Here is a 22,437-nt window from a genome sequence, read left to right on the forward strand (position 1 = left end):
ACGTGGGGGCCGCGCCCCCCCCCCCGGGGGGGGGGGGGGGGGGGGGGGGGGGGGGGGGGGGGCGCGCCCCCGCCCCCCCCCCACCGCTGGGGGACGGGTCCCGACGCAGGGTCAGGACCGGGGGGTCACCTGGTGACGTAGCAGCTGTTGCCCTCGTTCTCGCAGGTGAAGCTGGAGACCTGGCAGGCGGCCAGGCCGGACTCCTCGCGGGCGGGGAGCATGTCGAGCGCGGTGATGTCGAGTTCCATCGGTTTCTCCTTCTTCTTCGGTGTGGAGCCCGCGGGTGCGGGCCTTGCCACCGGCCCGGCGCCGGGTGAGGACGCCGGCCGGCGGGATCATGGGCGCCGCGGGGAGCGGCGGCGGAGGAAGGCGACCAGGCGGTCGAGCACGAGGTGGCCGTCCGGTCCGGTCAGCGGGTCGTGCCCGGCGCCGGGCACCTCGACGTAGGTGAGCTCGGGCCCGCCGGGACCGGCCCGCGCCAGGCGGTCCCGCAGCCGCCGGGAGTGGCCGACGGGGATGGTCGCGTCCCGCTCGCCGTGGACGACCAGCAGCGGGCCGCGCAGCCGGTCGGCCAGCCGGATCAGGTCGCGCGGCCCGAGGTCGTCGTCGATCTCCGCGCAGCCGCCGAGCCGGTCGAGCATGTTGCGGACCAGCGGCGGCCCGTCGGCGTGGAGCTGCCGCCCGGACAGGAACGGCGCGACGACGGCGGCGCCGGACCACAGGCCCGGTTCCGCGGCGGAGGCGAGCAGGGCGAGGTGGGCGCCGTAGCTCACGCCGTACAACAGGGGCGGATCGGCGCCGGGTCCGCGGGCGGCCGTCAGGGCGCGGCCGAGGTGCAGGACGTCGGCCAGGTCCGGTCCGCCCCAGGCGCCGCGGATCGCGTCGCGGTGGGCGGGCCCGTACCCGGTGCTGCCGCGCTGGTTGGGCGCGACCACGGCGACGCCTTCGTCGGCCAGCCGCTGGAACAGCGGGTCGTGGCCGAGCCGCCAGGCCGACTCGGGGCCCCCGTGCAGGGCCAGCACCACCCGCCCGGCGGCGACGGGGTCGCCGTAGACGACGGCTTCGACGGGTCCGGCCGGGCCGTCGAAGCGGCGCGCGGCGGCGTCCGCGCGGCCGGTCCCGCCGCCGTCCGGCCCGGGGACCGTCACCACGTGCGGCGGCAGGCCGGGAGCGGAACGCACCAGCCGCAGCCCGCCCGCGCTCCAGGCGGCCATCGGCAGGATCGTGCCGGTCGCCGGCCCCGCCTCCCGGAAACCGCCCTCGGCCAGGTCGTACAGCACGGCGCGGCAGCGCACCCCCGCGGTGACCGCCAAGGCCAGCTGCCGGCCGGCCGGGTCGAGGGCGAGCGGGGTGACGGCGCCCTCGACGGCGTTCAGCTCCTCGGGGAAGACGGTGGGCGCGTCCGCGTCGCGCGGGCGGATGCCCAGGCGGTGGCCGTCCCGGGTCTCGCGGGCGGTCAGCAGGACGCCTGCTTCGGGGGCGGCGAGCAGCAGGCGCTCGCGCCGTTCCAGGCCGGGCAGCGGGGCCACGGCGCCGTCGGACAGGTCCAGCACCACCGTGCGCGTCCGGGGGCCGGCCGGCACGGCCAGGGCCAGCAGCCTGCCGGACGTGTCGAGCCAGACGCCTCCGGCCAGCGGCCCCAGCACACCGGCCACGAGCTCGGGCGGCTCGGCCCGGCCGGACAGCCGCCACACGGCCGTGCCGCCCGCCGGGGTCGTGCGGAAGGCCAGCGCGGCGGTTCCCGCGCCCCGGCCCGCCACCAGCCTGAGCCCGCCCCCCGTGACGGCGGCCAGGTCGTGCGCCGACCAGCCGGTGCCGTCCCGGTCCGGGACGACGAGGAGCAGCCGGTGCGTCCCCCCGCTTCCGGCGCGGCTCAGCAGGACGGCGCCGTCGTCCGTCGGGACCGCGGTGCTCGCGGCGCTCTCGCCGTCCCAGGAACGCAGGACGCGGGACCGGGGACGCGCGCCGGTCAGGTCCCACATCTCCGGCGCCAGGGGACGGCGGCCCTCGGCGGTCAGGCACACGGCGTACCGCCCCAGGCCGGAGAACCGGAACCCCAGCCGGAGCATCGTCCCGCTCACGACCCCGCCGGTGCGGGTGCCGGTTCCGGTTCCGGTGCCGGTGCCGGGACGTCGGCCGTCCACGGACGCGGGCCGCCGTGACGCAGCCGCAGCAGGAAGTCCAGGACGCCCGCCAGACCGGTGTTCCAGCCGAAGCTCACCGTGTCGCCGTTCTCGTCCGGCACCACCAGCAGCCCGTCCCGCAGCACCGCCCGCGCCTCCAGGCAGGCGGCCAGCTCCGCGGCCTGGGCGCGGTGGTCCTCGTCGCCCAGCAGGCCGGCCATGTCCAGCAGGAACTGCCCGTCACCGGCCAGCCCGTGGCAGGCGGCGGTCCCCGACGACAGCCGGGAGCCGCGGACGGCGACGGCGGCGGCCTTCGCGGCGTCCAGGAAATCCGGCTCGCCGGTGACGGAGTGGAGCCGGAGGAGGAAGCTGCCGACCCCGGAGGAGCCGCTGCACCAGTGCGTCATCCGGACGCCGCCGCCGGGGAACTCCGGCCACCAGGCCGCCGCGCCGGTGCGCTGGGCGGCGGCCAGCAGCGTCCGCCCGGCGAGCAGGGCCGTCTCCAGGTACTCGTCGCCACCCGGGGCGGCGGCGGAGAGCAGGAAGGTCCCGATCCCCGCGACGCCGTGGGCGAAGCCGTAGTGCACGGCGCCGGCCAGCGCCGACGGGAAACGTTCGGGGATGGGCCACAGCACGGTGCCGGGGGTGCGCTCGGCGCTCGCCACCAGGGCGTCCGCGCAGCGCGCCGCCCGCTCCCGGAAGCGCTCGTCGCCGGTGGCCCGCCAGAGGTGCAGCAGGGCCAGGCCGGTGCCGGCCAGGCCGTGGCAGACGTCCGGGTTCGGCCACGACGTCGGCAGGGTCAGCGCGAGGTCGGCGCCCGCCGTGCGCAGCGCGTCGTCGCCGAGGGCGCGGCCGGCCTCGTACAGCCCCCAGGCGATGCCGGCCCGGCCGAAGTGGAGCCCCGGCGACGGCCTGGCCTCACTGCCCAGCCGCCGGAGCGTCCAGGCCGCGCCGTGCCGCAACGCGGCGACGACCTCGCCCCGCCCGACCTCGCCGGTACCCAGGACCTGGGTGCCCAGATCCGCGGTGTCCAGGTTCGGGGTGTTCAGGTCTGAGGTGTTCAGGACCGACGCGAGCAGTGCGAGCACCCCGGCCGAGCCGTACTGCACGGCGCAGGGGTCGGCGGTCTCGCCGAACCCGGAGACGGGCCACAGACGCCGGGCGCCGGGATCGCGGTCCATCCGCCGGAGCGTGTGCGCGATCCCGTCGCGGAGCAGGCGCTCCTGACCGGCGACGGACAGACGGCGGACGCCCCCCGCCGCCGTCGCGCCCCGGGGCGTGGTGGACGGGGCGGAGGCCGGCAGTGGCCCCAGGTCGTCGAGGAAGACGCCGACGCGCCGCAGGTCCCAGCGTCGGGCCGGGTTCTCGCGCATCAGGCCGAGGATCATCGGCCGCAGCGCCGAGGCCACGGCGTCGCCCTCGGTCGCCACCTCGACCAGCCCGCGCACCCGGCTGTCCCACGAGCGGCCCGCGGGCGGCTCGTCGGAGCCGAGCAGCGGCCGGCAGGCCGTGGCCAGGTGCAGCACCGTCGCGCCCAGGGCGTACAGGTCCGCCGCGGCCCCCGCGGCCGGCCCGTACATCGGCCCGCGCACCTGCTCGGGCGGCGCGTACCCGGCGGTGTAGGTCTTGGTGACGGGCGTGCCGGGGACGGCGGCCATCTCCAGGTCGACCAGCCGGCAGGAGCCGTCCGGGCCGGCGATGACGTTGTTCGGCGTCAGGTCCCGCAGCACGAAGCCCCGCTCGTGCACGGCGGTGACCAGGCCGGTCAGCGCGCGCACCGCGGTCAGCGCGACGTGCGGCCAGCCGTCCGGGTCGGCGGCCCTCGCCTGCTCCGCCCAGGTGGTCAGCACGGCGCCGTCGAGGTGTTCCTGCGCGAGGAACACGTTGTCCCCCTGCGTGAACAGGGCGACCTTGCGGCTGGTGACGCCGAGCGGCCCGAACAGGTCCAGCATGTCGGCCTCGTGGCGGAGGCGGTCGCGTTCGTCCTGGCCCTGCAGGGTGGCGCTGATGTGCGGGCGGGCCTGCTTGATCACGACCTGGGCGCCGGAGAGCCGGTCCTCCGCCAGGAACACCCCGCCCTTGGCGCCGTGGCGGATCGCCTGCCGCACCACGAACCGGCCGGCCAGCTCGACGGCCTCCGGCGCGGCGGTCCGCACCGGGGCCCGGCCGGACTCGAACGGGCAGGCGGCCCATTCCGGCGGCGAGTACCAGGCGTTGCGCCGGTCCACCAGGCAGGCGCCGTCGGGGGCGGTCAGCGGCGAGCTGTAGACGCCGTCGTTGTCGAGCACGCTGCGCGCGGAGAACACGCCGTAGCGGTAGTGGACCAGGCTGCCCGGCCGGTAGGCCCGGTCGGACAGGACGGGCGGACCCGGCAGGCCGTACGTGGCCCGGTGCAGGTCCTCGGCGATGGCCGTCGCCGCCTCGTCGTCCGGGGGATAGACGGTGATGAACTTGCCGGCCGATCCCCGATGGACGTTCCTGGACAGCAGGCCCGTCAGGTCGGCGAACGTGGCCGCGAACTTGAACGGGCACCGATGCCGCACCAGCACCTCGGCCGCCCGCGCCAGCACGACGGGGGCCGACAGCGGCGTCGCCGACACGTGCAGCTTCCATCCCTGGTCCCGCGTCCCGGCCCGCCGGGGAGCCACGTACGTCCACGGAGGGCGGTGGCGGACGTCCCACCCGTCCTCGGAGGACCGTCGCAGGGCGGCCCGCACGAGGTCCTCCAGCAGGTGGAGGTCCGCGCTCACCCGCTCGTCCGTGCCTGTCGTGCTCATGCTCACGCCACAACCTCATGCCTGATCGGATTCGGGACGTTCCCGGCAACGGCCGTACGGCGGCGGCCGAGCAGGCCGCCGCCGTCAGGTCGATCAGTAGAAAAGGCTGAGCGCGAAGCGCGAGCCGGACACCTCGCACCGGAAATCCTGGACGATGCCCCCGCTGGTGACGGCGCTGAAACCGGCCCGCACACACTGGTCGCGGTACTGGTAATACCCCGCGAGGTGCCACGACCCCGACACGGCCGACGCGGACACGGCGGACGCAGGCATGGCGGAGCCGGTCACGGCGCCGAAAGCGAGCCCACCCGCGACGAGGGCGGCCGCGGTCAGACGTCGAATGCTCATGTTTCCTCTTCTCCTCAGGGAACGGCGTTCTGCCGTCAAGATGTGCCAGGAGACTTGGGAAACACTTGTGGGCCGTCCTTAAGGCTGCGGCGGCCTTCTTAAGGCTGCCTTCAGGGCGTGCCTCGTCCGGTGCGCAGGCCGTCGAGGATGAGCGCGAGGTAGCGGCGCCACGGTTGCGCGCCGCCGGAGGACGGCAGGTCCATCACCGAGTCGATCATCGAGACGATGGGCGCGATGTCGCCCACCGTGATGTCGGCGCGCAGCGTGCCCTGCTCCTTGGCGCGGGCGATGAGGCGGCCGCAGGACTCGGCGATGCCTTCCCTGGCGCGCTCGATCAGCTCGCTCTCGCCCGCGCCCCGCCGCATCAGCTCGCGCAGCCCGCGGTCGGTCGCGGCCTGTTCCAGGGCGTGTTCGATGAAGGCTCTGAGGGCTTGGTAGGCGTCCTGTGCCGCCTGCGCGGCCTGTGCCGCGGCGCGGATGTCGTCGAGCCGGCCGGCGTAGACGGCCTCGGCCAGGGCCTCCTTGTTGGGGAACCGGCGGTAGACGGTGCCGACGCCGAGCCCCGCGTGGTGGGCGACGTCATTGAGGGTGGCCTGCAGCCCCCGCGCGGCGAACACCTCCCGCGCCGCCGCCAGGGTGCGCTGCCGGTTGTGCTCGGCGTCGCGGCGCAGCGCCGGTGTCTCTTCGCTCATGGCATCCCGTCCGTCGGCTAACTGGATACAGCATATCCGCTTCGTGTTAGGCTCCATCACGTAAGCGGATATGTCATATCCACTTCGGTGGATGTGCCGACGAGAGCAGGTGAACATGCAGACCGTGATCATCACTGGCGGCACCGACGGGCTCGGCAAGGGGCTGGCCCTTCACCACCTCCGGCAGGGCGCTCACGTGGTGGCCCTCGGCAGCACCGCCGGAAAGGGGGAGGCCCTGCTCGCGCAGGCCGAGGCGCTGGCCGGGCGGGCCACGTTCGTGCGCGCCGACCTCACTTCGCTGGCCGCCTGCCGGGGCGTCGTCGAACGCCTCGCCGCGGACCATCCGGTCGTGGACAAGCTGATCCTCTGCGCCCAGCGCTACCGGCTCCTCGGCGGCCGCGCGACCACCGGCGAAGGCTTCGAGCACAGCTTCGCGCTGGCCTACCTCAGCCGTTTCGTGCTGAGCCACGGCCTGCACGACGTGCTGCGGGCCGCGCGGCGCCCGGTCGTCATGAACGTGGGCACGCCCGGCGTGCCGCTGGGCCGCATCCACTGGGACGACCTGCAGCTGACCCGGGCCTACAGCGGCGCCAAGGCCACCCTGCAGTCCTTCCGGGCCAACGACCTGCTCGGAGTCGCCTTCGGCGTCCTGCACGCCGGCAGCGGCGTCTCCTACGTCGGCTACAACCCCGGCGTGGTCTCCACCGGCATGCCCGCGAGCCTGCCGCAGCCGCTGCGTGCGGCGACACGGGCGTTCTTCGCCGTGTTCGCCACGTCGGTGCCGAAGGCGACCGAGCCCATGACCGCGCTCCTGGACGACCCGCCGGCCGAGCCCTTCACCGCCCACTGGGGCAAGCGCCGGCTGCCGCTGGACGGCCGCGCCTTCGACCGGGACGACGCCCTGCGCCTCCATGAGCTCACGCAAGACCTGATCTCGCGCTGACACCAGCGTCCCGACCGAGAGGACGATCGGGTGGACGCCCTCGCCGCCGACCTCACCGGCCTCCAGGGCCTGCGCCGGATCGCCTCCCAGGTCGCCGAGCGCCACGACACGCTGGACGTCCTGGTCAACAACGTCCGGCCTGAACCGGCCGCGCCCGGGTCGTCAACCTGACGGGCGGCATCCCCGGCGGCCCCATCGAGCACGACAACCTGCTGGGGGAGCGGCGCTTCATCGGGTGGACGTTCAGCCACTACAACCACACCAAGACCATGACGATGGCGCCGACCGCCCGGCTCGCCCGGGAACTGCGCGGCACAGGGGTGACGGCCAACGTGGTCTACCCCGGGCACGGCTACGCGCCGATGAACAGGGCGACCCCGATCGGCGCGTTCCCGAGGCTCTACCGGCCGATCGCGCCTTTGGTGCGCGGAGGTCGTCGCGCCGCTCTTCCTGTCGGACCTGACCCGATCGGCCCGCTCCAGCATTCACCTGGCCGCGAGCGCGGTCGACGAACGCAACCAGAACGCCGTGTGGGACCTGTGCGCCCGGTTGAGCGTGAGCATCCTTACCGAATCTACAATGTAAAGGCGGTCCCCAGGATTCGCTCACGCGAATCCCATCCGGCAAAAAACCAAGCGCCGACAAGCCTAGGCGTGGCCGGAGCCCGCTTCTATGCTCCGTTCGTGGCGGACATCAGCTACTTCGACGCGTGGGGGTTGTGGCTGCACGGCAGGTCCACGCTCGGCAACGACCTGCTCGGCCTGCCGATGATCTGGTGGGGCCGCTTCGGCAAGATCCTCTCGTTCGTGTCCGGCGCGGCGGTCGTCGTCGACCTGGTGGGACCGGAGAGGCTGAGCCGATATGGCGCGCGGCTGACCCGGTTCATGGCGAGAAGGCCCAGCGGGGGGCCCTTCGTCGTCGGTCTCGTCACAGGGGCGGCCGTCGCGTTGGTCGAGGAGCAGACCGAGGTGCCCTGGTATCTGGGGTTGCTGCTCGGGTCGATGCTGGGCGGGGCCGCGGGCCTGCTCGCGGTCAGGGCCGGGCGGACGTTGCAGGATCCGGAGCTTCCGATGACGTTGAAGTGGGTGTCCTTGGGGCTGTTCTTCGTCGGCTTCCATTTCGATCTGCTCGCCTCGTAGCCCTGCTGGTCGGCCAGAAGGCCAATCAGGCGTCCTTCCCAGGGCGGAGATCGTCGGTGGGGATTCAGGGTTTCCGTAGGGGATTACTCCGACGCCGTGCCGCCCTCTCGTGCCGGATCTTGGTACGGCGGAGGCCGAGAGCCGGGCTCCGCCGTATCGGAGGAGTGACGTGAGGGGAAGACGTACCGGCGCGGCCGTCGTGGCGTGCTTGACCGTGTCGTTGACGGCGACGCCCGCCATGGCCGCCACGGCGGCGGCGGAGGCGAGCGCGAGTTTGCGGGCGATGCTGGACAAGGTCGTGGCAGGGGGTGCGGTGGCCGCGATCGCCGAGGTTCGCGACGGGGACAGGACCTGGCGAGCCGCCAGTGGCAAGGCGACGATGAACAGTGCCCGGCCGGCCCCGGTGGACGGGCGCTTCCGGGCCGGGAGCGTGACCAAGTCGTTCACGGCGAGCGTGGTGCTTCAACTGGTGGGGGAGGGAAGGCTGCACCTGTCCGACAGTGTGGAGCGGTGGCTGCCGGGGCTCGTGGACGGGGGCGCCGACATCACGATCAGGCACCTCCTCCAGCACACCAGCGGTCTTCCCGAGTACTCGACGGGCATGATGGACGAGGCGGGCATCCCCAAGGAGCGTTTCCGTACCTGGTCGGCACGTGAACTGGTGGAAAGAGCGGAGAAGCTCCCGCGCGATTTCCCGCCCGGGTCCGCGTACGGGTACTCCAACACCAACTACATCGTGCTCGGCATGCTGATCGAGGGGGTCACCGGCAGGCCGTACGCGACGGAGATCAGGGAGCGGATCCTGCGGCCGCTCGGGCTGCGGCACACTCGCGTGCCGGGAGCCTCGCCGGAGGTGCACGGGCCGCATGCCCACGCATATGTGCCGGTCGCCAGGGGTGGCGGGGTCGTCCCTGTTGACGTCACACGGTTCAATCCCACGATGGCCGGGGCGGCGGGGGAGATCGTCTCCACCACCGGGGACGTCAACCGGTTCTATCGCGCCCTGTTCCAGGGCAAGCTGCTTCGCCCTGATCTGCTGAAGGAGATGAAGGATCCCGGCACGACCGAGGGGTATGGGCTGGGGTTGGAGCTGGCGCCTCTTCCCTGCGGCACGGCGTTCGGTCATGGCGGCGGTGCTCCGGGCTACCTCACGGTGGCGTTCAGCTCGGCGGACGGTTCGCGGCAGGTCACGTTGTCGATCACGCCGTTCTCCGGTGACCCTCATCAGGCGGCCATGGCCTTGCTGACCTCTGCGCTGTGCCCTTAGGGGGCCTCGGTCGGGATGGCCGAGTGCGGCGTCGGCGACTTCGTGGTGTCGGGGGTGCGGCGTCGTGCGGCGAGCACGGAGTCGAGCAGGCCGGGGAAGAGGGTGTCGAGGTCCTCCCGGCGCAGCCGGACCAGCCGGGCGCGGCCCTGCACCGTCGTCCATGTCACGCCGGCTTCGCGCAGCACCCGGTAGTGGTGCGACAGCGTGGTCTGGTGCACGTCGATGTCGGCGCCGATGGCGTTGCAGTGGTCCTCGCCCATCCGGTCGAGCCGCTGGACGAGGTCGAGGCGCACGGGGTCGGCCAGGGCGCGCAGCACCTCCACCAGCCGGATGGCCTCGGTGGCCGGTTGTGACACCTCACGCATGGTCGCCCCCTGTGTTCCGCATGCCTGTCACGCTACCAATAGATGGATATATGGACAAGTATCCATGTATTCCCTAGGGTTCCCCTCGATACGTCCGAGGTCCCTATGAAAGGTGGCACCGTCCGGTGTTGCGACGACTTCTCCCTCTGGCCCTGGCGACCTTCGCCGTGGGCACCGACAGCTACGTGATCGCGGGCCTGCTCCCGGCCATCGCCGCCGACCTGCGGGTCTCCACTCCCGCCGCCGGGCAGTTGGTGACGGTGTTCGCCCTGGTGATGGCCCTGTCGGCGCCGATCATGGGCGCGCTCACCGGTGGGCTGGACAGGCGGACCGCGCTGCTGGTCGCGTTGGGCGTCTTCGTGGCCGGCAACGCCGTCACCGCTCTGGGCGCCGGTTACGAGGTGGTGATGACCGCCCGCGTCGTCACCGCGGTGGGCGCCGGGATGATCAACTCCGCTGCGTCCAGCACCGCGGGGGCGATCGCGCCTGCGGAACGTCGGGGCCGGGCTCTGGCCTTGGTGCTGGGCGGGCTGACGGCGGCGACGGCGTTGGGCCTTCCGCTCGGCACGCTGATCGGCCGTGCCGACTGGCACGTCACCCTGTGGGCGGTCGCCGGGGTCGGCCTGGTCGCGGCCCTGGGGATCGCCGCCGGGCTGCCTGAGGTGCGGCTGCCCGCCGCCTCGCTGGGGGAGCGGCTGCGTCCGCTGAAGGAGGGCCGGGTCGTGGCGCTGCTGACTGTCACCACGCTGGTCTTCCTCGGCGCCTACACCCTCTACACCTACATCGGGCCGGCCCTGCGGGAGGCGACGGGCGGCTCCGCACCGCTGTTCGCCGCCGTCCTGCTGGCCTGGGGGGTCGGAATCCTGGCCGGGAACCTCGTCGCCGGACGGCTGGTCGACCGGTACGACCCCGCGCACGTGCTGACCGGGCCCCTCGTCGTCGCCGTCGTCGCGCTGGCCCTCACGCCGGTGGCGACCGGCACGTTCGTGTCGACCCTGGCATGGGCCGCGGTCTGGGGTGTGGCCCTGGGCGTCGTCGTCGTGCCCCAGCAGCATCGGCTCATCGCGCTCGGCCCGGCCGCGGCGCCGGTCCTGCTCGGCCTCAACTCCTCGGCGATCTACATCGGGATGGCTCTCGGTGGCGGTCTGGGCGGGCTGGCCCAGGAGTGGTTCGCCGTCGTGCCCGCCGCGTTGGGGCTGCCGGCCGCGGGTGTCACGGCCGTGGCACTGCTCTGCCATCTGACGACCACCCGCCGCCGTACGCCCGCCGCGCCCCGGCCCTTCTGAGTGCGGGTGGTCAGCTCGACCCGGTGGCTCCGGGGAGCAACGCGGCGGCGGCGCTGGACAGGAGCGGCCCGAGGATCACCAGGCCCGTCTGCAGGTCGGTCATGAGGTTGTGGTCGACCTCCAGGATCTGCTCCAGCTTCGCGCGTTCCTCGGCCCGGGCGACCACCGTCGCGGCGTCGTCCGCGTCTCCGAGGGGGAGCAGGCCGTCGCAGAGACGGGTGGCGGCCTCCCGCAGCGCGGCGCGGGCCGGCACGTAGGCCAGAGCCACCAGCAGCGACCCGTTGCCGCCGAAGATCAGGACGGCCCCCTGGGGCGATGGCGCGGGAGAGGCGCCGAGCGCGAGCGTCGCCAGCGCGACCAGCAGGCCGACGGCGCCCAGCAGCCGCCGCAGCAGCCGCCGGAAGCTGATCAGCGTGGCCACCCGGGTGCCCGGGCCGCCCTCCAGTGCCCCGGCCGACCGGCGGATGCCCGACATCGTGGCCGCGGCCGGAAGGGCGCCCAGGCAGGCGATCGCCGACAGGGCCCAGCCCCGCCAGCCGGCGAGCGGATCGGGGGACAGGGCCAGGGCGAGCACGACCAGGAGCAGGGCCACCAGCAGCAGGGCGCCGAGCGGCCGGAGCACCTCGCGGACGCTGGCGGGACGCAGGGCCGTCAGCTCTCTCCAGCGCTGGACGCCGTAGGCGAGGACGGCGCCCGAGGCGGCGGTCAGCGCCAGGGCGAGGGCCGCCCACATCTCCCACCGGGGAGCCGTCCGGTAGGCGGAGGTGAGCACGATGGCCAGGCCGAGCGCGAGCGCCGTCACGACGGCGACGGTTCGGAGCACGGGTTCCCCCTCACCGCGGGGTCGGAGCCGGACGGCGATCGTGTCAGACGCCCCGGCCGGTGTCCATGCTCACCCCTCGATGCGACCGAGCCAGGCGTCCTGGGCGTCGGCCAGCTGGTCTGTCAGCGGTAGCGGGACGAAGCGGCACGCGAACTCCATGCCGGCGTCCGTGCCGTCGCCGTGGACCCGGTGGTGCCAGGCGTCGGGGCTGTCGGGGGCGGGGGTGAGGTGGAAGAACGTGGTGTGCCGGGGCTGCCCGTTGTCCTCGCGAGGTTTGTGGTCGACCGCGATGGGCCCGACGACGGTGAGCTCGGTCAGGCCGGTCTCCTCCGCGACCTCCCGCAGGACGGCCTGTTCCAGGCTCTCGTCCGGCAGGACTCCGCCCGCCGGCACCTGGGTGCCGGCTTCGGGCGCGTCGACGTGGTCGAAGACGAGGAGTTCGGGGGTGGTCCGGTGGCGGATGACGTAGGCGGCGACGCGGATTCTCGGCTCGGGCATCCGTTCATGATCGCAGAGGCCGAGCCGAGGGATCCGGGTGGTCTACGAGACGTACAGCAGCCAGTAGGGGGGCTTGGCGTAGATGCTGTTCAGGCGGCAGGAGGCGGTCTTCCCCGCGGCGACGCCGGTCGCGGCGCGGCGGAAGGTGTTCGTGTTGATGACCATGGGGTGAACGGTATAAGTCGTCCCCTTCCGCGGTCGTCAAAGCGATCCTTGATTCCCCGTCCCCCTCGGGGATGATTTCCGCGGCCGGGACGTCGTCCTCCTGGCAGGGGGAGTGTGGTCGAATCGCTCCCATGACGATCGAGTACGTCCCCGTCTCCGGTGGCGGCCGCCTGTGGGCCGAGCGGGCCGGCGACGGTCCTCCCATGGTTTTGCTGCACGGCTCCGTGCACGACAGCCGCCTGTGGGACGGCGTCTTCCCCGAACTCGCGCGCCACCGCACCGTGATCCGGTACGACGCGCGGGGCCTGGGCCGTTCGACGCCGCCGACAGCGCCGTTCCGCTACGAGGACGACCTGCTCGCGGTCCTCGACCACTTCGGCGTCGAGCGGGCCGCGCTGGTGGGGCTGAGCATGGGCGGCGAGGTCGCGCTCGACTTCACCTTGGAGCACCCGGAACGGGTGCGGTCCTTGACCCTGGTCGCGGCGTCGGCCGGCGGCCATGACTGGCCGAGCTCTCCCGAGCTGGACGCCTACGCGGCGGCCGACCGCGGGGACGACCCCGGCCGCCTGGCCGAGATGGAGCTCACGCTCTGGGCCTCGCTGGGCGACCGGGCGCCGGGGTACGCGGCGATCCGCGACATGGTCACCGAGAACGCCGGGCTGCGGGTGGCCGCGGAGAAGGGGCATGCCCTGTTCGCGGAGGTGGGCGCCGTCGAGCTCCTCGACCGGGTCGCGGTGCCGACGACCGTGGTGGTCGGCGACCACGACCACCCGGAGATCGGCGTGATCGCCCGCCGGCTCGCCGCGGGCATTCCCGGCGCGCGCCTGGAGATCATTGCCGTCGCCGACCACTACCTGCCGTTGCGCGCGCCGGAGCGGCTCCTGGCCGTCCTGCTCGCCGATTGAAAGGCGTGCCGACGGCGGCGCGGTCGTCGGGCATGGGGTGATCGGCATGGCATTGCGGCTGGTTCAGGTGAACGTCAAGGCTCGGCGCGACGTCTGCCGACGTGGGCCAGGGCGATGTGCCGTGGGTCGTCATGGCCGATCCGGAGGGCAACGAGTTCTGCGTCCTGGGCGCCCCGCGCTGACCCGGGACGCGCTCAGCGGGTCACGGTGGTCTCCCGTCCCATCCGCGCCAGCTTGTCGGGATTGCGCACGTGGTAGGCGCCGGTGACGTAGCCGTTCTCGACGCGCACCGCCACGACTCCGTCGATCTCGCCGTCGATCCGCACGAGCAGCCCGGGCCCGCCGTTGATCTGCACCAGCTCGACCGATCTGTCCGCGTCCTGCTTCCACCAGCCGGCGGCCAGCAGGCGGGCCACGTTGTCGATGCCCACGACGGGCCGCGGCAGGGCGTGCCGGCGGCCGCCGCCGTCGCTCAGGGCGACGACGTCCGGCGCGAGGACGTCGAGCAGGCTCTGCAGCTCGCCGGTCTCGACCGCCCGCTGGAAGGCCTGGAGCGCGGCCCGCGTCTCGGCCGGGGAGGTGGTGCCGCGCGGCCGGCGGGCGGCGACGTGCGCCCGCGCCCGGTAGGCGATCTGGCGGACCGCTGAGGGGCTCCTGCCGACGGCTTCGGCGATCTCGTCGTAGTCCAGCTCGAACACCTCGCGCAGCACGAACACCGCCCGCTCGGTCGGCTGCAGCGTCTCCAGCACCAGCAGCATCGCCATGGAGACGCTCTCGGCGAGTTCGACGTCCTCGGCCACGTCGGGGGCGGTCAGCAGCGGTTCGGGCAGCCACGGCCCGACGTAGGACTCCTTGCGCCGGCCCAGCGCGCGCAGCCGGTCGAGCGCCTGCCGGGTGACGATCCGCACCAGGTAGGCGCGCTCCTCCCGGACGGCGGCGAGGTCGACGTCCGCCCATCGCAGCCAGGTCTCCTGCAGGACGTCCTCGGCGTCGGCGGCCGAGCCGAGCATCTCGTAGGCGACGGTGAACAGCAGGTTGCGGTGGGCGACGAACACCTGGGTGGCGGAGCCGGGCGGCCCGGCGTGTTCGTCGTGATCGGTCATGTCCCGCTCCTGCCTGTCCGCTCCGCGCACTGCCACACGCACAAGACGCCGCGGTGCGCCGCCGCGTAACACGTCCGGCCGGTGGCCTGCGTCACAGGGCCGCCGGTGTTACGGGGGCGGGGGCGGCGGCGTCTCGTGGTCGTCAGGACGCCGCGCGGACGATCCGCGCGGCGCGACGACGAGTCGAGAGTGCGAAGGGAAGTCTTCCTCATGTCCATGTCCACGACGACCGGCCGGCGGTCGCGTATGCCCAATCCCCTCCCGTTCCTCCCGGAGCTGGCGGTGGTCGGCGAGGGGCTGCACAAGGCCCTGCGGAACGGGGTGATCCCGCCGGTGACCATCGCGCTGCTGCAGCTGCGCGCCGGGCAGCTGCTGGGCAGCACGTACTTCACCGTCAGGGAGACCGCCGACCTGCGCGGGCTGGGGGAGCCGGAGGAGCGCATCACCGCCGTGGCCACCTGGCGGGACGCCACCTGTTTCACCGAGGCGGAACGCGTCGCGCTGGAGCTGGTGGAGGCGGTCCTCACCCCGAACCCGTCGGGGGAGCGCGTCAGCGACGAGCTGTACGCCAGGGCGTCGGCGCTGTACGACGACAGGGCGATGTGGTCGCTGGTCATGGCGATCGCCCACATCGGCTTCTTCACCCCGGCGGCCCTGATCGCCAAGCCGATCCCCGGCATGCCGCCCGGCCGGAACTACAGCGAGTGAGAAAGGCGCCTGACATGAGCATCACCACGTTCGCGGTGGCCGGGGCGACCGGCCGGCTGGGCCGCCACGTCGTCGACGTCCTGACCGAGAGGGGCCACCGGGTCGTGCCGATGTCCCGCGCCACCGGCGTGGACGTCGTCACCGGTCAGGGCCTCGCCGAGGCGCTGACCGGGGCGCAGGTCGTCATCGACGTCGCCTCCTGGCACTCCTCCGACCAGGAGGCGGCGACGGAGTTCTTCCGCGCCTCGGCCCGCAACCTGCACGAGTACGGCCGCCAGGCCGGGGTCACGCGGATCGCCGTGGCGTCCATCATCGGGGCCGACAAGGCCACCGCCGGGTTCCTGGCCGCCAAGAGGGTGCACGAGGAGCTGCTGCCGGCCGGGCCGCTTCCCGTCCGCGTGCTGCGGGCGGCGCAGTTCCACGAGTTCGTGGGGCAGCTGCTGGACTGGCAGCCCGGTGACGTGGCCTATGTCCCGGAGCTGCCCACCCAGCTCGTGGCCTGCCGCGTCGTGGCCGAGGAGCTGGCCGACCTGGCCGTCGCCGCGACCGTGCCCGGCACGCCGATCCCCGAGATCGCCGGTCCGCGCAGGGAGACGCTGGCGGAGGCGGCCCGGCTCCTGGGCGCCCGCCGGGGTGTCAAGGTCGTGGGCGTCGACGGCGCGGGCATGCCCGACGCCGAGCAGGCCACCGCCGGCGCGTTCCTGCCCGGCCCGCACGCCAGGCTCGCCGGCCCGACCTTCCGGGAATGGCTCGACGCCCAGCCCTGATCCGGCCCCGCCCTTGTCCTCGGTGGGACGCCGAGGACAAGGGGTTCCCGGTGCGGTCGTCCCGGAGGCCGCCGTCTGGATGATCTTCGAAAACTGTCCGTGCCCTGCGCCATGATGACACCGCTCGTCTCCGCATAACGGATCTTGAAGGAGCTGTCATGACCGCACAGGAAACCCCCGGCTGGTCCGATCTGGGGTGGGACTCCTGGACGAACCTCGCCCTGGTCCGCGCCAGGCTGGCCGCGGGCGCCGACCCCGACGAAGGCGCATACTTCGACGAGCGTCCCCTGCACGTCGCCGCCGAGCGCGGTTCGCCGGAGGTGGTCGCCGAGCTGGCCGGCCGGGTCGCCGACGTCGACGCCGAGTGCGAGGGCCGCACCGCGCTCTGGGAGGCGGTCTTCCATGACCGGCCGGACAACGCCCGTGCGCTGGTCGCCGCCGGAGCCGACCCGTGGCGGCCGATGATGGGCGGCTGGTCGCCCGGCCGGCTCAGCCTGGCCGGTCCGACGCCCGGCCTGTTCTTCCCGTTCCCGCCCGGCCACGCCCGGCTCACCGAGGCCGAGACGGCGGCCGTGGCGGAGGCCGCGCGCCTGGTCGGCGTCCTGGAGGGCCTCGACGGCGACGGCTTCAGCCTGACGTGCGTGCGCGGTGTCAGCGCGGCCGAGGCGGCGCGCCTGCTGGCCGCCGAACCCGCCACGGAGGAGGAGCTCGAAGAGGTCGAGGAGGATCCGTTCGAGGACGACGCGCTGCGGTTCGTCGGCGTCACCGACGTGCCGGGCGGCTGCGTCGTCTTCCAGGAGTGGGGGTACATGGCCGCCACGCCCGGCGTCATGAAGGCGCTGTCGGCGGGCACGGTCGCCTACGGCATGTACGCCAATCCCAAGAGCGGCAACCAGGGCAGGGTCTACCGCGACGGCGAGATCGAGGAATGGGACACCCATCCGGGCGGCGGCGACGCCTTCCCGGAGGACTCGCCGGAGGAGATCCTGCGCACGTACCTGTACGACGGGTGCGCCGAGGCGTACTGCTTCGCCGGCGCTGGGCTGCGCCCGGCCGACGCCCGCTCGCTCACGGAACCGGACACGTTCCTGCGGCTGCCCGACGGCGACTACTGGGCCTGAGCGTTCTCCTCCCGGGCGCCGGTGCCAGCGTTCTGCCAGCCGGGTGACAGCCCCGGCGGCCAGGCTGCTGTCTCCACCGACGTGAAGGCAGGGCGTGATGGGCGGCAAGAAGTCGATGCGGTGGCGCAGCGCGGACGTGACCTCGAAGGACGGCACGACGATCGCCGTGCTCAGCGCTGGGCGGGGGCCGGGGCTGCTGGTGATCCCCGGGAACAACCGGCGCGCCCACCACTACGGGGCGCTGGCGCGAGCACTGTCCGGCACGCACAGCGTGCACGTGATCGAACGGCGCGGACGCGGCGGCAGCGGCCCGCAGGGCCCGGCGTACGGCGTGGACACCGAGGTCGAGGACGCGCTGGCCGTCATGGACCGCACGGGCGCGCGCCTGGTCTTCGGCCACAGCTACGGCGGTCTCGTCGCCCTGCACCTCGGGTTGCGGCGCAGGGTGGCCGCGCTCATGGTCTACGAACCGGGCGTGAGCATCGACGGCTCCTTCCCCGCCGGCTGGCTGCCGGCGTTCGAGCGGCTGCTGGCGCAGGGCAGGCACACCGCGGCGATGGCGGCCTTCCTCAAGGCCACCCGCCTGGTTCCGGTCGGCGACGCGCCGGCGCCGGTGTTCCGCGCGCTGGCGTTCCTGATGCTGCGCGGGGCGGAGGGGCGCGACACGCGGGCGATGATGGCGACCACCCCCGCCGAGATCGGCGAGATCGTCCGCCTGGACTCCGACGGCGCCAGGTACGCCGGCGTCGGCTCACCGGCGCTGCTGCTCGGCGGCGACAGGTCACCCGGTTACCTCACCGATGTGCCGGCTCGCCTGGGCCGCCTCATGCCCGACGCCCGGCACGAGATCATCGCCGGGCTCGACCACAACGCCCCCGACCTGAACGCCCCCGAGGTCATCGCCGAACGGATCCGGGCCTTCACACGGTCGCGGGTCCCGGGGGCCGAGGGAACGATTTCGCTGAGCGATGCCCCTGAGCCATGGCATTCCGACAACTGAATCTTGCCGGTCACCGGGAATGCGGTTTCGGTGTGGCGTCGATGAGTGATTCGTGGCAAGTGTAAACATCGTACCGGTCTAGATGCCCTGATCGGCGTGCGGAAGGGCCGCATTCCGGTCTATGGGTTCGGATAGCGACTACGGGCTGCATTCCGAAAGGAACGGTACATGTTCTCACCCAAAATACGAGCAAATGCCCTCAGCAACCCCACCCGGCCGGCGGCGCCTCGTCTTGGGCGGACCATGACACGAGTGGCCCTGCGCGGCTCGCTCTCGACGGCCCTCGTCCTGGCCATGACCCCCGCCATGACCGCCGCCATGACCCCGGCCGCGCACGCGGACGGCGACGGGCGGTGCGACCCGCACACCTTCTTCAAAATCCGTTCGCTCTCGCCGAGGAACTTCTTCATTCCCCGTACCCGCTACATTGACGGCCCCGGCGGCACCATCACGGTGACGGTGACCCGGGAATACGAGGTGAGGGCGTTCCGGGAGACGGAGAACGAGCAGCAGTTCTCGATCACGACCGGAGATCTGGTGCGTAACCTGCGCAAGATGGGCGTGCCACATCTCGAAGAGCGGCATATGGTCTTCACCGGCCATGAATACAGCCGGACTATCACTAAAGGGATGTACGGCAATATGTGGTACCGCGTTTTCGGCTACCGCATCGGCTGGTCGGCGTGGTCGGTCCTCGGCACCTGCAAGCAGTTCGAGGTCGGCTCGGGGATAGCCAACGTGCCGTCCAGGGTGGAGGGCTGGCGGTACTGGGAGACCAGGCACCCCAAGTTCCGGGGCCGCATCCTGTCCATCGACGGCGGAAATCCCGACGACGACGACAAGGGAGCGGGGTCGGGGGCGGCGCGGCCGCGGCCCCGGCAGTGGCAGGGGCCGGCGCTGGCGCCCCTGGCCAGGCCGTCGTTGCCGCGGGAGACCCCCGCGGCCGACAGGACCGAGAGGACCAGGCAGCGCAGACGCTGAGCCCCGGGTTCACAAGCCCCGGTTCACCGGCCCGCCCGAGCTCAGGCCTCCAGCGTGGCCTCGGGGGCCGGTCGGGCCGGTCGGCGGCGCGGGGCGGCGAGGTCGTGGGCGGAGCGCGCCAGCCAGATCATCATCAGGACGCCCGAAACCACGCCGAGAGCCTCGGCCGCGTCTTCCCCGCCGGCGAACGGCAACGCCGCCAGCACCAGGACCAGCGGCGTCACCAGGGCGGCGACGCCGTACGCGACGGTCGCCGTGCCCCAGCGGTCGTCGGAGCCCTGGGCCCGCAGGACCAGCACCGTCCAGACCAGACCGGCCAGGCCGCAGACCAGCTCCACCCCCTCCGGGACGGGCCGGCCGAGGAGGCCGAGCACGCCGATGACGGTGAACCCGCCGTACCCCAGCAGCCCGGCGCCCCGCATGTACGGCCGGCCGCGGCCCAGCACCCGCATGAACAGCACCACGAGCACGCACATCACCGCGGAGTCGAGCACCGTCGTGTCGGCCCACATCGACGCGGTGAGGTGGAGCAGGAACGTCGTGGCCGCCGAGGCGTACAGGGCCAGGCGCAACCGCAGGGCGTCGGGGTCCCGCGGGGGCGGCGGACCCGCCGGCGGCCCGCGCAGGATCTGCCAGATCCCCCAGGACCAGGACAGCCCGGCCAGGACCAGGAGGAACAGGTTCTGCCCGGTGGCCGTGACGCCTTCGGCCGCGGCCGAGAACAGCGTCAGCCCCCACAACGGGCCGAGCTCACCGGAGACCAGGGCGACGACGGCGGCGACCGTCAGCGCGGCACCGTACAGAACGGTGAGAAGCAGGGCGGGCACGGCCGAACGGTGACGACGTATCACAGGACGCGCTGCGCGCCCACGTCGCCGGCACCAGCTCCGTCCTGGAGCGCGTCGCGCCGATCGGCAAGGTCCTGGAGGCGGCGGTCGCCGGCGACCCGGAGGTGGCCGCGCTGTGGCCGGACGACGTCGATCCCCGCTACGTCGTCCAGCAGGAGGCGGCCAGGGCCCTGGTGGGCAAGCCCGGGGCGCGGGCCGGGGTGTCCGCGCAGGAGGCCGCCGACCTGCTGTACGGCCTGCTCAGCCCCGAGCTGTACCTGCTGTTCGTGCACGGCCGCAGCTGGCCGCGGGAGCGCTGGGAGCAATGGGCCTTCCGCACCCTGCGCGCCCAGCTCTGCTCCGGCTAGGGCCGCCGGGAGCCGCGGCGGGAGGCGACCAGGGCCGCCGCCGTGGCCATGAACACGCAGACAGGCGTGTAGAGGAACAGGTTGAGCCAGTAGAACGGGGTCCCGGCGTCCGCGCCGACGCCGGCGATCCACACCAGCCCGGCCGCCGCCCGCACCAGGGTCCCGGCGGCGACGGCGGCCGTGACCAGGCGGGCGGGCAGGCCGCCGCGACCGCGTGAGCACACGAGCACCGCCGCCGCCCCGGCGCCGAGCACGGCGACGAGCGGCACCAGCACGCGCGGGGTGAACGGCGCCTCGAAGTTCAGCACCGCCAGGGAGAGGGAGCTGACGTCGCGGGCGGGCCACGTGCGGCCGGTCAGCCAGTACAGGTGCGCGGCGGCGTCGGTGAGCAGGACGGAGGCGGTCAGGGCGCCGAGGCGTGGAATGTTCATGCCCGGCAGGAGTCGGCGAAATCCGTAATGGTTCCATGGAACCTTTCGCGCCCCTCCCGCCTCTGGATGGACATGAGCTGGCCTGTTGCCGATCTGGACCCCGTACGCCGCCTGCGCGCGCTGGCCGCGGCCATTCCCGGGGCGTCCGTCGCCGAGCGCGTCATTCCCGCACCCTTCGCGGCGGTCTGGGCCGTGGTGAGCGATCTGGAGAAGGAGTTCGGCACGTTCGAACCCGACATGCGGCATCTCACCGTCGAGTCCGCGGGCCCGGACGACGGCCGCCTCGTGGCCAGGGCCCGCAGCCGGTACGGCATGCGCGCCCGGTTCGACGTCGACCTGCGGCCGGGCTGGTGCTGGATGCAGAGCCGGTTCCTGCTCGTCGGCCTGGCCGCGACCGCCGTGCCGGAGGGGACGCTGGTCGCGCAGACGGGCGGGGTGCGCGTCCCGGGCCGCGCGGCGCTGGTGCCGTGGGGCGTGCGGGCGGCGGGGGAGAAGGCGCTGGCCAGGCTCGCGTCCCGGGTCACGGCCGGGGGCGCGGGTGGGGACGCGGGTGGGGACGCGGCCCGGGACGCGGGTGGGGACGCGGCCCGGGACGCGGGTGGGGACGCGGCCCGGGACGCCGGGGGCGCGTCGTGACGGCGGCCCGGGTGCTCGCCGCCCAGCGGGGCGACACGATGGCGATGAACGACCTGCTCGCCGAGCTGACGCCGTACCTGGGCCGGATCTGCGGGCCCATCGCGTTGGACAGCGGGCCGGACGCCGTGCAGGAGGCGCTGATCGCGATCTTCCGGCATCTGCGTGACCTGCGCGAACCCGAGGCCCTGCTCGGCTGGGCGCGGGCGATAGCCGTGCGCGAGGCCGTCCGGATCGCCCGGCGCGACGGGCGGTCCAGCCCGGCGGAACTGGCCGGCGTGCCCTCGCCGCACGACGTCGAGCGGGCCGTGGACGTCCGGGACGTGCTGGAGCGCCTGTCGCCGGAGCATCGGGCGGTGCTGGTGCTGCGCGACCTGGAAGGGGTGCCGGAGGACGTCGCGGCGCGGATGTTGCGGGTGCCGTCGGGCACGGTCAAGTCCCGGCTGCACCGGGCCCGGGCGAGCTTCCGCCGGGCCTGGCAGGGCTGAGTCCGTCCGGCGGGGACGCCGGTACGAATGGTGGCAAAACAACCCTCTAAGGTCTCAACCGTGAGAAAGATCTACCATGCGGCGCACATCTACATGATCGTCGGCGTCATCACCGGCCTCTACTATCGCGAGATCACCAAGCTCAACGACTTCACCGGCGACACCCAGCTCGGTGTGGTGCACACCCACCTGCTCGCTCTCGGCATGCTGTTCTTCCTGATCGTGCTGGTGCTGGAGAAGGTGTTCACGCTGAGCGCCGGCGGCAGGCTGTTCACCTGGTTCTTCTGGGTCTACAACGGCGGGCTGGCGCTGACGGTGGCGATGATGCTGGTGCACGGCACCCAGACGGTGCTGGGCGCAGAGACCAGCCCGGCGATCACCGGGATGGCCGGGCTCGGGCACATCGTGCTGACGGTCGGGTTGATCCTGTTCTTCGTCAACCTCGGCAAGCGCATCCCCGCCAAGACCTGACCGCGGCCACGTCCCGGCCGGCCGTTCGCCGGCCGGGGCGCCCCAGAACAGGACGTCCGGACGGCGGCGACCGTCGCCGCCGGGCCCGGGGCCCGGCCCCGCAGTTCCCGGCTGAGAAGGGTGCCGAAGACGGCCACGCCGAGGGAGAGGCCCAGGCCCCGGACGGACACCACGGCGGAGGCGGTGGCGGCCAGGTCCGCGCGGGAGG

Annotated in this window: 27 protein-coding genes and 1 pseudogene; 16 read left to right on the forward strand and 12 right to left on the reverse strand. The window is 73.5% G+C overall.

All coding sequences use genetic code 11. From position 1 onward, the window contains the following. Positions 1–125: 125 nt before the first annotated feature. The 5 genes from ACIBQ6_RS48200 to ACIBQ6_RS48220 all read right to left on the reverse strand — a co-directional run bounded on the left by ACIBQ6_RS48200 (position 126) and on the right by ACIBQ6_RS48220 (position 5,940). Complete coding sequence (locus ACIBQ6_RS48200; RefSeq protein WP_189652211.1) at positions 126–248, reverse strand: ALQxL family class IV lanthipeptide; 123 nt, start codon at positions 246–248, stop codon at positions 126–128. Positions 249–335: 87 nt separating this feature from the next. Beyond that, entirely contained in the window at positions 336–2,081 is a 1,746-nt protein-coding gene (locus ACIBQ6_RS48205; RefSeq protein WP_397219279.1) for an alpha/beta hydrolase family protein, read from the reverse strand. Next, on the reverse strand, positions 2,078–4,900 hold the full coding sequence (lanL, locus tag ACIBQ6_RS48210; RefSeq protein WP_397219280.1) for a class IV lanthionine synthetase LanL: 2,823 nt from the start codon (positions 4,898–4,900) through the stop codon (positions 2,078–2,080). Before lanL ends, ACIBQ6_RS48205 begins: the two co-directional genes overlap by 4 nt. Positions 4,901–4,993: 93 nt before the next feature. After that, on the reverse strand, positions 4,994–5,248 hold the full coding sequence (locus ACIBQ6_RS48215) for a hypothetical protein (RefSeq protein ID WP_364342478.1): 255 nt from the start codon (positions 5,246–5,248) through the stop codon (positions 4,994–4,996). A gap of 110 nt (positions 5,249–5,358) precedes the next feature. Beyond that, on the reverse strand, positions 5,359–5,940 hold the full coding sequence (locus tag ACIBQ6_RS48220) for a helix-turn-helix domain-containing protein (protein WP_358302092.1): 582 nt from the start codon (positions 5,938–5,940) through the stop codon (positions 5,359–5,361). A 115-nt stretch (positions 5,941–6,055) separates the two neighbouring features. Between ACIBQ6_RS48220 and ACIBQ6_RS48225 the strand changes: the two genes are divergently transcribed. The 4 genes from ACIBQ6_RS48225 (at position 6,056) to ACIBQ6_RS48240 (ending at position 9,289) form a co-directional block, all read left to right on the forward strand. Continuing rightward, a complete protein-coding gene (locus ACIBQ6_RS48225; RefSeq protein ID WP_397219281.1) occupies positions 6,056–6,883 on the forward strand; it encodes an SDR family NAD(P)-dependent oxidoreductase in 828 nt (275 codons plus the stop codon). A 30-nt stretch (positions 6,884–6,913) separates the two neighbouring features. Continuing rightward, positions 6,914–7,054, forward strand: a complete 141-nt coding sequence (locus ACIBQ6_RS48230) for a hypothetical protein (protein WP_397219282.1) — start codon at positions 6,914–6,916, stop codon at positions 7,052–7,054. A 512-nt stretch (positions 7,055–7,566) separates the two neighbouring features. Beyond that, entirely contained in the window at positions 7,567–8,022 is a 456-nt protein-coding gene (locus tag ACIBQ6_RS48235; protein ID WP_397219283.1) for a hypothetical protein, read from the forward strand. A gap of 283 nt (positions 8,023–8,305) precedes the next feature. Next, positions 8,306–9,289 (forward strand): serine hydrolase domain-containing protein, encoded by a 984-nt coding sequence (locus tag ACIBQ6_RS48240; protein ID WP_397219284.1) that lies wholly within the window; start codon positions 8,306–8,308, stop codon positions 9,287–9,289. Here ACIBQ6_RS48240 and ACIBQ6_RS48245 read toward each other — a convergent pair. After that, on the reverse strand, positions 9,286–9,654 hold the full coding sequence (locus tag ACIBQ6_RS48245) for a helix-turn-helix domain-containing protein (RefSeq protein WP_358302106.1): 369 nt from the start codon (positions 9,652–9,654) through the stop codon (positions 9,286–9,288). The two genes, ACIBQ6_RS48240 and ACIBQ6_RS48245, sit on opposite strands and share 4 nt — an antisense overlap. A gap of 128 nt (positions 9,655–9,782) precedes the next feature. Here ACIBQ6_RS48245 and ACIBQ6_RS48250 point away from each other — a divergent pair, with 128 nt between their 5' ends. Next, positions 9,783–10,940, forward strand: a complete 1,158-nt coding sequence (locus ACIBQ6_RS48250) for an MFS transporter (protein WP_397219285.1) — start codon at positions 9,783–9,785, stop codon at positions 10,938–10,940. Positions 10,941–10,950: 10 nt separating this feature from the next. Here the strand turns inward: ACIBQ6_RS48250 and ACIBQ6_RS48255 are convergent, their stop codons facing one another. From ACIBQ6_RS48255 to ACIBQ6_RS48265, 3 genes are all read right to left on the reverse strand, one after another. Further along, on the reverse strand, positions 10,951–11,763 hold the full coding sequence (locus tag ACIBQ6_RS48255; protein WP_397219286.1) for a hypothetical protein: 813 nt from the start codon (positions 11,761–11,763) through the stop codon (positions 10,951–10,953). A gap of 69 nt (positions 11,764–11,832) precedes the next feature. After that, positions 11,833–12,261: an NUDIX domain-containing protein gene (locus ACIBQ6_RS48260; protein ID WP_397219287.1), complete on the reverse strand. Its 429-nt coding sequence runs from the start codon at positions 12,259–12,261 to the stop codon at positions 11,833–11,835. 42 nt (positions 12,262–12,303) lie between these two features. Next, the gene (locus ACIBQ6_RS48265; RefSeq protein WP_397219288.1) at positions 12,304–12,426 is read right to left on the reverse strand and encodes a hypothetical protein; all 123 of its coding nucleotides are present in this window, start codon (positions 12,424–12,426) and stop codon (positions 12,304–12,306) included. A gap of 131 nt (positions 12,427–12,557) precedes the next feature. Between ACIBQ6_RS48265 and ACIBQ6_RS48270 the strand changes: the two genes are divergently transcribed. Both ACIBQ6_RS48270 and ACIBQ6_RS48275 read left to right on the forward strand, forming a co-directional pair. Then, the gene (locus ACIBQ6_RS48270) at positions 12,558–13,331 is read left to right on the forward strand and encodes an alpha/beta fold hydrolase (protein WP_397219289.1); all 774 of its coding nucleotides are present in this window, start codon (positions 12,558–12,560) and stop codon (positions 13,329–13,331) included. 89 nt (positions 13,332–13,420) lie between these two features. Then, positions 13,421–13,513 (forward strand): annotated as a pseudogene (locus ACIBQ6_RS48275) (VOC family protein); the annotation flags it as partial. Between the two features lie 12 nt (positions 13,514–13,525). Here ACIBQ6_RS48275 and ACIBQ6_RS48280 read toward each other — a convergent pair. Beyond that, complete coding sequence (locus tag ACIBQ6_RS48280; RefSeq protein WP_397219290.1) at positions 13,526–14,434, reverse strand: RNA polymerase sigma-70 factor; 909 nt, start codon at positions 14,432–14,434, stop codon at positions 13,526–13,528. A 189-nt stretch (positions 14,435–14,623) separates the two neighbouring features. On the opposite strand from ACIBQ6_RS48280, the gene ACIBQ6_RS48285 reads away from it, so the two are divergent. From ACIBQ6_RS48285 to ACIBQ6_RS48305, 5 genes are all read left to right on the forward strand, one after another. Further along, complete coding sequence (locus tag ACIBQ6_RS48285) at positions 14,624–15,142, forward strand: carboxymuconolactone decarboxylase family protein (protein WP_397219291.1); 519 nt, start codon at positions 14,624–14,626, stop codon at positions 15,140–15,142. A 14-nt stretch (positions 15,143–15,156) separates the two neighbouring features. Further along, positions 15,157–15,909 (forward strand): SDR family oxidoreductase, encoded by a 753-nt coding sequence (locus tag ACIBQ6_RS48290; RefSeq protein WP_397219292.1) that lies wholly within the window; start codon positions 15,157–15,159, stop codon positions 15,907–15,909. Between the two features lie 158 nt (positions 15,910–16,067). Further along, positions 16,068–17,030: an ankyrin repeat domain-containing protein gene (locus ACIBQ6_RS48295; RefSeq protein WP_397219293.1), complete on the forward strand. Its 963-nt coding sequence runs from the start codon at positions 16,068–16,070 to the stop codon at positions 17,028–17,030. A 97-nt stretch (positions 17,031–17,127) separates the two neighbouring features. Beyond that, positions 17,128–18,030, forward strand: a complete 903-nt coding sequence (locus tag ACIBQ6_RS48300; RefSeq protein WP_397219294.1) for an alpha/beta fold hydrolase — start codon at positions 17,128–17,130, stop codon at positions 18,028–18,030. A 243-nt stretch (positions 18,031–18,273) separates the two neighbouring features. After that, positions 18,274–19,011: a hypothetical protein gene (locus ACIBQ6_RS48305; protein ID WP_397219295.1), complete on the forward strand. Its 738-nt coding sequence runs from the start codon at positions 18,274–18,276 to the stop codon at positions 19,009–19,011. Positions 19,012–19,052: 41 nt separating this feature from the next. Here the strand turns inward: ACIBQ6_RS48305 and ACIBQ6_RS48310 are convergent, their stop codons facing one another. Further along, positions 19,053–19,838, reverse strand: coding sequence for a hypothetical protein (locus ACIBQ6_RS48310; RefSeq protein WP_397219296.1), 786 nt, complete (start codon positions 19,836–19,838; stop codon positions 19,053–19,055). Between the two features lie 125 nt (positions 19,839–19,963). On the opposite strand from ACIBQ6_RS48310, the gene ACIBQ6_RS48315 reads away from it, so the two are divergent. Next, complete coding sequence (locus tag ACIBQ6_RS48315) at positions 19,964–20,206, forward strand: hypothetical protein (protein WP_397219297.1); 243 nt, start codon at positions 19,964–19,966, stop codon at positions 20,204–20,206. Here the strand turns inward: ACIBQ6_RS48315 and ACIBQ6_RS48320 are convergent. Continuing rightward, a complete protein-coding gene (locus ACIBQ6_RS48320) occupies positions 20,203–20,637 on the reverse strand; it encodes a DUF3995 domain-containing protein (RefSeq protein WP_397219298.1) in 435 nt (144 codons plus the stop codon). The two genes, ACIBQ6_RS48315 and ACIBQ6_RS48320, sit on opposite strands and share 4 nt — an antisense overlap. A 72-nt stretch (positions 20,638–20,709) precedes the next feature. Here ACIBQ6_RS48320 and ACIBQ6_RS48325 point away from each other — a divergent pair, with 72 nt between their 5' ends. The 3 genes from ACIBQ6_RS48325 to ACIBQ6_RS48335 are packed head-to-tail and all read left to right on the forward strand — an operon-like array spanning position 20,710 to position 22,229. Beyond that, positions 20,710–21,273 (forward strand): hypothetical protein, encoded by a 564-nt coding sequence (locus ACIBQ6_RS48325; protein ID WP_397219299.1) that lies wholly within the window; start codon positions 20,710–20,712, stop codon positions 21,271–21,273. Further along, on the forward strand, positions 21,270–21,758 hold the full coding sequence (locus ACIBQ6_RS48330; protein WP_397162676.1) for an RNA polymerase sigma factor: 489 nt from the start codon (positions 21,270–21,272) through the stop codon (positions 21,756–21,758). The genes ACIBQ6_RS48325 and ACIBQ6_RS48330 overlap by 4 nt, the downstream gene beginning before the upstream one ends. A gap of 60 nt (positions 21,759–21,818) precedes the next feature. Beyond that, positions 21,819–22,229 carry a DUF2871 domain-containing protein gene (locus tag ACIBQ6_RS48335; protein ID WP_358302170.1) on the forward strand — a complete coding sequence of 137 codons (411 nt, stop codon included), beginning with the start codon at positions 21,819–21,821 and terminating at the stop codon, positions 22,227–22,229. The last annotated feature ends 208 nt before the right edge of the window (positions 22,230–22,437 follow it).

Origin of the sequence: Nonomuraea sp. NPDC049655 (genome assembly GCF_044465465.1) — a bacterium.
GTDB lineage: Bacteria > Actinomycetota > Actinomycetes > Streptosporangiales > Streptosporangiaceae > Nonomuraea.

Bases quoted from the DNA above. Each gene is read 5' to 3' on its own strand.
- ACIBQ6_RS48200 (WP_189652211.1), bottom strand. From the start codon at position 248: ATGGAACTCGACATCACCGCGCTCGACATGCTCCCCGCCCGCGAGGAG.
- lanL (WP_397219280.1), bottom strand. From the start codon at position 4,900: ATGAGCACGACAGGCACGGACGAGCGGGTGAGCGCGGACCTCCACCTG.
- ACIBQ6_RS48215 (WP_364342478.1), bottom strand. From the start codon at position 5,248: ATGAGCATTCGACGTCTGACCGCGGCCGCCCTCGTCGCGGGTGGGCTC.
- ACIBQ6_RS48220 (WP_358302092.1), bottom strand. From the start codon at position 5,940: ATGAGCGAAGAGACACCGGCGCTGCGCCGCGACGCCGAGCACAACCGG.
- ACIBQ6_RS48225 (WP_397219281.1), top strand. From the start codon at position 6,056: ATGCAGACCGTGATCATCACTGGCGGCACCGACGGGCTCGGCAAGGGG.
- ACIBQ6_RS48240 (WP_397219284.1), top strand. From the start codon at position 8,306: ATGCTGGACAAGGTCGTGGCAGGGGGTGCGGTGGCCGCGATCGCCGAG.
- ACIBQ6_RS48245 (WP_358302106.1), bottom strand. From the start codon at position 9,654: ATGCGTGAGGTGTCACAACCGGCCACCGAGGCCATCCGGCTGGTGGAG.
- ACIBQ6_RS48260 (WP_397219287.1), bottom strand. From the start codon at position 12,261: ATGCCCGAGCCGAGAATCCGCGTCGCCGCCTACGTCATCCGCCACCGG.
- ACIBQ6_RS48265 (WP_397219288.1), bottom strand. From the start codon at position 12,426: ATGGTCATCAACACGAACACCTTCCGCCGCGCCGCGACCGGCGTCGCC.
- ACIBQ6_RS48270 (WP_397219289.1), top strand. From the start codon at position 12,558: ATGACGATCGAGTACGTCCCCGTCTCCGGTGGCGGCCGCCTGTGGGCC.
- ACIBQ6_RS48280 (WP_397219290.1), bottom strand. From the start codon at position 14,434: ATGACCGATCACGACGAACACGCCGGGCCGCCCGGCTCCGCCACCCAG.
- ACIBQ6_RS48290 (WP_397219292.1), top strand. From the start codon at position 15,157: ATGAGCATCACCACGTTCGCGGTGGCCGGGGCGACCGGCCGGCTGGGC.
- ACIBQ6_RS48295 (WP_397219293.1), top strand. From the start codon at position 16,068: ATGACCGCACAGGAAACCCCCGGCTGGTCCGATCTGGGGTGGGACTCC.
- ACIBQ6_RS48300 (WP_397219294.1), top strand. From the start codon at position 17,128: ATGGGCGGCAAGAAGTCGATGCGGTGGCGCAGCGCGGACGTGACCTCG.
- ACIBQ6_RS48305 (WP_397219295.1), top strand. From the start codon at position 18,274: ATGACACGAGTGGCCCTGCGCGGCTCGCTCTCGACGGCCCTCGTCCTG.
- ACIBQ6_RS48320 (WP_397219298.1), bottom strand. From the start codon at position 20,637: ATGAACATTCCACGCCTCGGCGCCCTGACCGCCTCCGTCCTGCTCACC.
- ACIBQ6_RS48325 (WP_397219299.1), top strand. From the start codon at position 20,710: ATGAGCTGGCCTGTTGCCGATCTGGACCCCGTACGCCGCCTGCGCGCG.